This is a genomic window from Mycobacterium sp. IS-1496, assembly GCF_001499995.1.
Taxonomy (GTDB): domain Bacteria; phylum Actinomycetota; class Actinomycetes; order Mycobacteriales; family Mycobacteriaceae; genus Mycobacterium.
Genome location: NZ_LQIU01000024.1, coordinates 58,361 through 65,688, shown reverse-complemented (window position 1 = coordinate 65,688; position 7,328 = coordinate 58,361). Strand labels below are relative to the sequence as shown.

Sequence of the window (7,328 nt, the reverse complement as noted above, 5' to 3'; positions counted from 1 at the left end):
TCGACCGCAACACACGATTCGAACCCACAACACTCCTCAATCAGAAGGGTGTTGCATCGACCGCTTGAAACCGCCGCCGGAAATGCGATCTCCCCGCAGAGTCAACGGTTGAAATTGCTTGCGTGCGGTATTACTGGTCAGATGCCGGACACGAGTACCGCCGACTTCCACCCCGACCTGCGCAAGGTCGCCCGCTACATCCCGCGGCAGGTGATCACCCCGGTGACATTGCCGGTGATGCGGATGGTGACCCGGCTGCAGGGCAAGCGCACACCCAAGGACATCGAGGAGCTCACGCTGTCCTCGGGGGTGCGGGTCCGGCTGTTCCGGCCGACGGGGGTACCCGTCCCCGCGCCGGCGCTGCTGTGGATCCACGGCGGCGGATACGTCATCGGCACGGCCGCACAGGACGACGAACTGTGCCGCCGGTTCTGCCGCGAACTCGGCATCACCGTCGCCTCGGTCGATTACCGCCTGGCGCCCGAGCATCCGTATCCCACGCCGGTCGAGGACTGCTACGCCGCGCTGACGTGGTTGGCCCGGCTGCCGTCGGTGGACCCGCGGCGGGTGGCGATCGGCGGGGCCAGCGCGGGTGGCGGACTGGCCGCCTCACTCGCCCTGCTCACCCGCGACCGCGGCGAGATCGAGCCGGTCGCACAGCTTCTGGTGTATCCGATGATCGACGACCGGACCGTCGAGCGGCACGGCCTCGACAGTCCCGGGCACCGGCTGTGGAACCAGGCCAGCAACCGGTTCGGCTGGGCCGCTTACCTCGGTGACGCCGACCCCGACGTCGCGGTGCCCGCCCGCCGCGACGATCTCGAAGGCCTGCCGCCCGCGTGGGTGGGTGTCGGCACCCTGGACCTGTTCCACGACGAGGATCTGGCGTACGCCGAGCGGTTACGGGCCGCCGGCGTGCCGTGCCGGGTCGAGGTGGTCCAGGGCGCCTTCCACGGATTCGACGGGGTCCTGCCGAAGGCCGACGTGTCGCGGGCGTTCTTCCGGAGCCAGTGCGACACCCTCCGGCAGGCCTTCACCGAGGATCAGTCACGAACCTCGCTGTCGTCGTAGACGATCCGTCCGATCATGTCGTAGCGGCGGGCGTCGCGGTACTTGAAGTACGTGGCCAGCGCCGCGCCGATCACGAAGACCGACACCACGATCCACGGCGTCATCTTGAACAGCAGCGTGCCCGACGCGGTACCCGCCGCCGACTCCTTGTGCTCCCACAGCAGGTAGACGACGTAGAGCATGCCGATGCCGCCCATCAGCGGGGCCAGGAACGTCTTGAACCAGTGCGCGCTGGACGGGTGTTCCTTGTGGAAGTGGAAGTACGCGATCACCGCGAACGCGCACAGCGACTGCACGATCAGGATGGCCATCGTGCCCAGGATCGCCAGCAGCGTGTACATGTGCACGTACGGATCCATACCCGCGGCGAAGAAGGCCAGGATCAGCACCAGGGCGATACCGCTCTGCACGAACGACGCGATGTACGGCGACCCGTGCTTGTGGTGGGTCGCGCCCAGGGTCTTCTGCAGACCACTCGACAGACCCTCACGCCCGAGTGCGTACAGGTAGCGCGAGGCGCAGTTGTGGAACGCCATGCCGCAGGCGAACGAACCGGTCACCAGCAGGATGTTGAACAGCGTGATCGCCCACTCGCCGTAGGTCGTTCGGACCGGACCGAAGAAGATCTCCGACGACGTGTCCGCGTTCTGCGCCAGCTCGAGGGCCTTCGACGGCCCGGTGCCCGCGATCGCCATCCACGACACGAACACGTAGAAGAGTCCGACGCCCAGAACGGCGATCATGGTGGCGCGCGGGATGATCCGCTTGGGGTCCTTGGACTCCTCGCCGTACATCGCGGTCGACTCGAAGCCGACCCACGACCAGAACGCGAAGAACAGGCCGAGTCCCGCGCTGGCGCCGGCGATGGCCGCCGGGGTGAACGCGCCGATCGGGTTCAGCGTCTCGGCCACGACGAAGCCCTCCGGCCCGCCGCCTTTGACCAGCACCGCCACCGCGCCGAGGGCGAGCATGACGATCTCGGTCACCAGGAAGACACCGAGCACCTTCGCGGTCAGGTTGACGTCGAAGTAGGTCAGGATCGCGTTGAGCGCCAACATCAGCAGCGCCGGGATGATCCAGTGGATGTCGATGCCGAACTGCGACGACAGGAAGTTCTTGAAGAAGAACGCGAAGATGCCGATCAGCGACGCCTCGAACACGATGTAGGCCATCGTGATCAGCAGGCCGCTGGCCATCCCGACGATGCGGCCCAGCCCGTGTGAGATGTAGCCGTAGAAGGCGCCGGTGGCGGTGATGTGCTTGGCCATGGTCGCGTAACCGATCGCGAACAGCCCGAGCACGATCGTCGCGACCAGATAGCCGGCGGGCGCATGGGAACCGTTTCCGAAGCCGACGGCGATCGGGACGTTGCCGACCATTGCGGTGATCGGCGCTGCGGTCGCGACCGCCATGAAGATCACGCCGAGCGTGCCCACGGCGTTGCGCTTCAATCGCTGAACGCCCTGAGCTGGAGTTTTCTGTGGTGTAACGGCTTGATCCGCCATATACGGGATGCCTTCCTGCTTGCCAAGGGGAGGCCTCTGTGGCCTGAGCCACATCGGGACCGCTACGTATATTGGCACTACCAATAGGTCCCCGCAACCGGTAGAGCGAACCATTGACATAAATGGTTACGACCTTTTACGGTGGGCCGCGTGTACGACTACGGCACGTTCTCGTTCGAGTCCAAGACTCAGGTGCTGGACCGGGCGAAGACGTTCTGGAATCCGGACAAGACGCAGTTCTGGACAGACGCCGGCGTCGATCTGGTGATCGACCGCAGGCAGGACTACTTCCTGTGGGACATGAGCGGTCGCCGGCTCATCGACATGCACCTCAACGGCGGCACCTACAACCTGGGCCATCGCAATCCCGAAGTGATGCAGGCCGTTTCGCAGGGCATGGAGATCTTCGACGTCGGCAACCACCACTTCCCGTCGGTGGCGCGCACGGCGCTGGCCCAGCGCCTCGTGGAGACCGCGCCCGATTCGATCAAGAAGGTGGCGTTCGGTTCCGGCGGCGGTGAGGCGATCGACATCGCGCTCAAGAGCGCCCGCCACGCCACCGGACGCCGCAAGATCGTCTCGATCATCAAGGCCTACCACGGCCACACCGGCCTGGCCGTCGCCACGGGCGACGAGCGGTTCGCCAAACTGTTCCTGTCCGACCGGCCCGACGAGTTCATCCAGGTGCCGTTCGGTGACGTCGCCGCGATGGAGCAGGCACTCAGCGGTAACGACGTCGCCGCGGTGATCATGGAGACAATCCCCGCGACGTACGGATTCCCGCTTCCCCCACCGGGTTACCTCGAAGCGGTCCACGCCCTGACCCAGAAGTACGGTTCGCTCTACATCGCCGACGAGGTCCAGACCGGGCTGATGCGCACGGGTGAACTGTGGGCGATCACCAAACACGGCATCGAACCCGACATCCTGGTCACCGGTAAGGGCCTGTCCGGTGGGGTCTACCCGATCACCGCCGCGCTGCTCGGCGACCGGGCCGCCCAGTGGCTCGACCAGGACGGGTTCGCCCACATCTCGACCTTCGGCGGCGCCGAACTGGGGTGCGTCGCGGCGATCAAGACCCTCGAGATCACCACGAGGCCCGAGGTGCGCTCGATGGTGCACTACATCGCCGACATCTTCGACGCCGGACTGCGCCGCATCCAGGCCGACTACCCGGACTGGTTCATCGGGATCCGGCAGAACGGCGTCGTGATCGGGCTGGAGTTCGACCACCCCGAGGGCGCCAAATTCGTGATGCGCGAACTCTACGAGAACGGGGTGTGGGCGATCTTCTCCACACTCGATCCCCGTGTGCTGCAGTTCAAACCCGGTCTGCTGCTGGGCCGCGATCTGTGTGAGGACGTGCTGGACCGACTGGAGGTCGCGGTGGGCCGGGCGATGACGGCGGCCAGGAAGGGAAGACCGTGACCGAGTCTGCTTCGGAGCGACGGGAGATCGCGTCTGGGCGATCTGGGCGAGCGGAGCGACGGGATATCGCGTCAGCGGGCCACATGCTCGAACGCGCCCGGTGGGCCGCGCGCGCCTACGCCGACTACGACCAGGCCGCCGTCGAGGCCATCACCGCAGCGGTCGCCGACGCCGCGTACGGCGCCGCCGAACGGTTCGCCGCGGAGGCCGTCGCCGAGACCGGGATGGGCGTCGTCGCGGACAAGGTCCTCAAGAACCAGGCCTGCTCCCGCGGCATCGTCGACTTCTACCGCGGACAGGATTTCGTCTCACCCCGGGTGGACCCGGTCAACAAGATCGTCGAGATCCCGCGGCCCGCGGGCGTCGTGCTGGCCCTGACCCCGACGACCAATCCCGTCTCCACGGTCTACTTCAAGGTCCTGCTGGCGTTGATGACACGCAACGCCGTCGTCGTCGCGCCGCATCCGCGGGCCAAACAGTGTTCGGCCGACGCGGCCCGCCTGCTCGCCGACGCCGCCGTCGCGGCCGGCGCGCCCGACGGCATCGTCCAGGTGGTCGAGGAGCCGTCGATTCCGCTGGTCGAGGCGTTGATGGCCGACGAGCGCACCGACGTCATCGTCGCCACCGGCGGCACCGGTGTGGTGCGCGCCGCGTACTCGTCGGGCACCCCGGCGCTCGGCGTCGGACCAGGGAACGTCCCCGTTCTGGTCGACGCCAGCGCGGACATCACCGCGGCCGCCACACGCATCGTCGACAGCAAGGCCTTCGACAACTCGGTGCTGTGCACCAACGAGTCGGTGCTGATCGCCGAGGAGTCGATCGCCGACGCGCTGCGCTCGGCGCTCACCCGTGCCGGTGCGCACATCCTCGACGCCGACGCCACAGATCGCCTGCGCGCGTACATGTTCGCCGACGGTCATCTCAACACCGACGTGGTGGGCCGCGACGCCGCGTGGATCGCCGCGCAGGCCGGTATCCGGGTCACGCCCAAGACCCGCGTCCTCGTCGCACCGTTCGGTCACGTCATCAGCGAAGAGATGCTCGCCCACGAGAAGCTCTCACCGGTCATCGGGATGACCACCGTGCCCGACGCGGCGCGCGGTATCCGCGCGGCCCGGGCGGTGGTGCGCATCGGCGGCGCCGGGCACTCGGCGGCGATCCACAGCGAAGACGCCTCGGTCATCACCGAATTCGCCACCCAGGTGCCGGTGCTGCGGGTATCGGTCAACGTCGGCAACAGCACCGGCAGCTCGGGCCTGGAGACCAACCTGGCGCCGTCGATGACGATCGGCACCGGCTTCGTCGGCCGCAGCTCCATCGGGGAGAACCTGCGCCCCGACAACCTGATGAACTGGGCGCGCATCGCCTACAACAGCGCTCCCGGGGTGGCCATGCCGAGCTTCGCCGGGATCGACCCGTGGCGGTCGCCCGCGGGTCCGGTCCCCGAATACCCCCGGGCGTCCAACGATCGCGACACACCCCGGGCGGCACCGCCCCGCGGCGGCCAGGCGGTGCGCCGCGCGGCCGACCCGAGCATCGAGGCCCTGCGGGCCGAGCTGCGGGCGCTGGTCGTCGAAGAGCTCGCACAATTGATCAAGAGGTGAGTCGTGGCTGAACTGCGTTCCTTCATCTTCATCGACCGGCTGCAGCCGCAGACGATGTCGTACCTGGGCACCTGGATCAAGGGTGCGCTGCCACGCGCCGACATGGCCGCCCAGATCATCGAGGTCGCCCCCGGCCTCGACATCGAGGGCATCACCGACGTGGCGCTCAAGCATGCCGAGGTCAAGGCCGGAATCCTGGTCGTGGAGCGGCAATTCGGTTACCTGGAGTTCCACGGTGAGACGGGTGCGGTCAAGGCGGCCGCCGACGCCGCGCTCGAATCCCTGGGCCAGGAGCTCGATTCGGCGGTGCGGCCCACGATCCTGGCCTCGCGCATCATCTCCAGCATCGACCACCAGCACGCATTCCTGATCAACCGCAACAAGATCGGTTCGATGGTGCTCGCCGGCGAATCCCTGTTCGTCCTCGAGGTCGCCCCGGCCTCGTACGCGATCCTGGCGACCAACGAAGCCGAGAAGGCCGCCGACATCAAGGTCGTCGACTTCCGGATGATCGGCGCCACCGGCCGGGTCTACCTGTCGGGCACCGAGGCCGACATCCGCCAGGCCGCCGAGGCGGCCCAGGACGCCCTCGCCAGGAGCACCGCGTGAGCGCCATCGACCGCGCCGAATTACGCTCCCTGGTACGGGAAGTCGTGCGCGAGGCGGTCAAGGACCTCGCCGGGAAGAACGGCGCCGTGGCCGCACCGACGGCCGCCCCCCGGCCCGCGCCCGCACCCAGCCCGGCACCACCGCCCGTGCAGACGGTGGCCGACCAGTTCGGCGTCACGCCCAGCGGCCCACTGGCCGCCGACGGCAGGCACCGCTGCGAGTCGGTGCGCCTGACGAGCGACCGTGAACTCGACACCTTCGTCCGCTCGCTGCTCCGGCTCTTCGAGAACCCCAAGAGCCGTGCCGATCTCAAAGCCGGTCGGCTGACCTTCCGGCTGGCCGGCGCCACGACGGGTGGCCGCGGCCAGACCCGGCGCATCGACAGCGGCGCCGTCACCGAACGGCACATCGCCGACATCGCGGCCGCCGGCGCCTCACTGGTGCTCGGACCCCGCGCGGTGCTCACGCCGTTGGCGCGCGAGAAGGCCAGGACGCTCGGGGTGTCCATCGAGAAGGAGAAGCGCAGATGATCGCCGCGACCGTGACCGGAAACGTGTGGTCCACCCGCCGGATCGACGGCATCCCGGCGGGCGCCTTCCTCGAAGTCGAGATCGACGGCTCGGGCAGCCGGATGGTCGCATTCGACGTGCTCGGCACCGGGTTGGGCGAACGGGTGCTGATCGCGCAGGGTTCGGTGGCCGCCAACTGGTTCACCGGCACCCCACCGCCCGTCGACGCACTGATCATCGGCTCCATCGACGACCCCGGCTCCGCGCAAGTGCGCTGACGGACACCACGAGATCGACAAGAGATACAGGAGAGAAACAATGCCCAGCAACGCAATCGGTCTCATCGAGACCAAGGGCTACGTGGCGGCGCTGGCCGCGGCCGACGCGATGGTGAAGGCGGCCAACGTCAGCATCACCGACCGTCAGCAGGTCGGCGACGGCCTCGTCGCCGTCATCGTCACCGGTGAGGTGGGCGCGGTCAAGGCCGCCACCGAAGCCGGCGCCGAGGCGGCCTCGCAGGTCGGCGAGCTCGTCAGCGTCCACGTCATTCCGCGGCCGCACAGCGAACTCGGCGCACACTTCGCCGTCAACGCTCAGTAACC

At 68.0% G+C, this 7,328-nt stretch carries 8 protein-coding genes; 7 read left to right on the top strand and 1 reads right to left on the bottom strand.

The genetic code is table 11. The annotated features are described in order from the left end of the window. Positions 1–141: 141 nt before the first annotated feature. Positions 142–1,071, top strand: a complete 930-nt coding sequence (locus tag AU195_RS14650; protein ID WP_059159794.1) for an alpha/beta hydrolase — start codon at positions 142–144, stop codon at positions 1,069–1,071. On the opposite strand, the gene AU195_RS14645 is transcribed toward AU195_RS14650, so the two are convergent. Beyond that, the gene (locus tag AU195_RS14645) at positions 1,044–2,576 is read right to left on the bottom strand and encodes an APC family permease (RefSeq protein ID WP_059159793.1); all 1,533 of its coding nucleotides are present in this window, start codon (positions 2,574–2,576) and stop codon (positions 1,044–1,046) included. The two genes, AU195_RS14650 and AU195_RS14645, sit on opposite strands and share 28 nt — an antisense overlap. Before the next feature lie 150 nt (positions 2,577–2,726). Between AU195_RS14645 and AU195_RS14640 the strand changes: the two genes are divergently transcribed. From AU195_RS14640 to AU195_RS14615, 6 genes are read left to right on the top strand one after another with little or no spacing between them, the layout of a single operon-like run. Further along, a complete protein-coding gene (locus tag AU195_RS14640; RefSeq protein WP_059159801.1) occupies positions 2,727–4,004 on the top strand; it encodes a class-III pyridoxal-phosphate-dependent aminotransferase in 1,278 nt (425 codons plus the stop codon). 26 nt (positions 4,005–4,030) lie between these two features. Then, a complete protein-coding gene (locus tag AU195_RS14635; RefSeq protein WP_082703071.1) occupies positions 4,031–5,608 on the top strand; it encodes an aldehyde dehydrogenase family protein in 1,578 nt (525 codons plus the stop codon). 3 nt (positions 5,609–5,611) lie between these two features. Next, positions 5,612–6,217 carry a BMC domain-containing protein gene (locus tag AU195_RS14630; protein ID WP_059159791.1) on the top strand — a complete coding sequence of 202 codons (606 nt, stop codon included), beginning with the start codon at positions 5,612–5,614 and terminating at the stop codon, positions 6,215–6,217. Beyond that, positions 6,214–6,747, top strand: a complete 534-nt coding sequence (locus tag AU195_RS14625) for a hypothetical protein (RefSeq protein WP_059159790.1) — start codon at positions 6,214–6,216, stop codon at positions 6,745–6,747. The genes AU195_RS14630 and AU195_RS14625 overlap by 4 nt, the downstream gene beginning before the upstream one ends. Beyond that, positions 6,744–7,004 (top strand): EutN/CcmL family microcompartment protein, encoded by a 261-nt coding sequence (locus AU195_RS14620; protein ID WP_059159789.1) that lies wholly within the window; start codon positions 6,744–6,746, stop codon positions 7,002–7,004. The genes AU195_RS14625 and AU195_RS14620 overlap by 4 nt, the downstream gene beginning before the upstream one ends. A gap of 40 nt (positions 7,005–7,044) precedes the next feature. Next, positions 7,045–7,326, top strand: coding sequence for a BMC domain-containing protein (locus AU195_RS14615; RefSeq protein ID WP_059096702.1), 282 nt, complete (start codon positions 7,045–7,047; stop codon positions 7,324–7,326). Positions 7,327–7,328 lie beyond the last annotated feature (2 nt).

Excerpts from the sequence above, each read along its gene's own strand:
- AU195_RS14615 (WP_059096702.1), top strand. The coding sequence starts at position 7,045 with ATGCCCAGCAACGCAATCGGTCTCATCGAGACCAAGGGCTACGTGGCG.
- AU195_RS14620 (WP_059159789.1), top strand. The coding sequence starts at position 6,744 with ATGATCGCCGCGACCGTGACCGGAAACGTGTGGTCCACCCGCCGGATC.
- AU195_RS14650 (WP_059159794.1), top strand. The coding sequence starts at position 142 with ATGCCGGACACGAGTACCGCCGACTTCCACCCCGACCTGCGCAAGGTC.
- AU195_RS14645 (WP_059159793.1), bottom strand. The coding sequence starts at position 2,576 with ATGGCGGATCAAGCCGTTACACCACAGAAAACTCCAGCTCAGGGCGTT.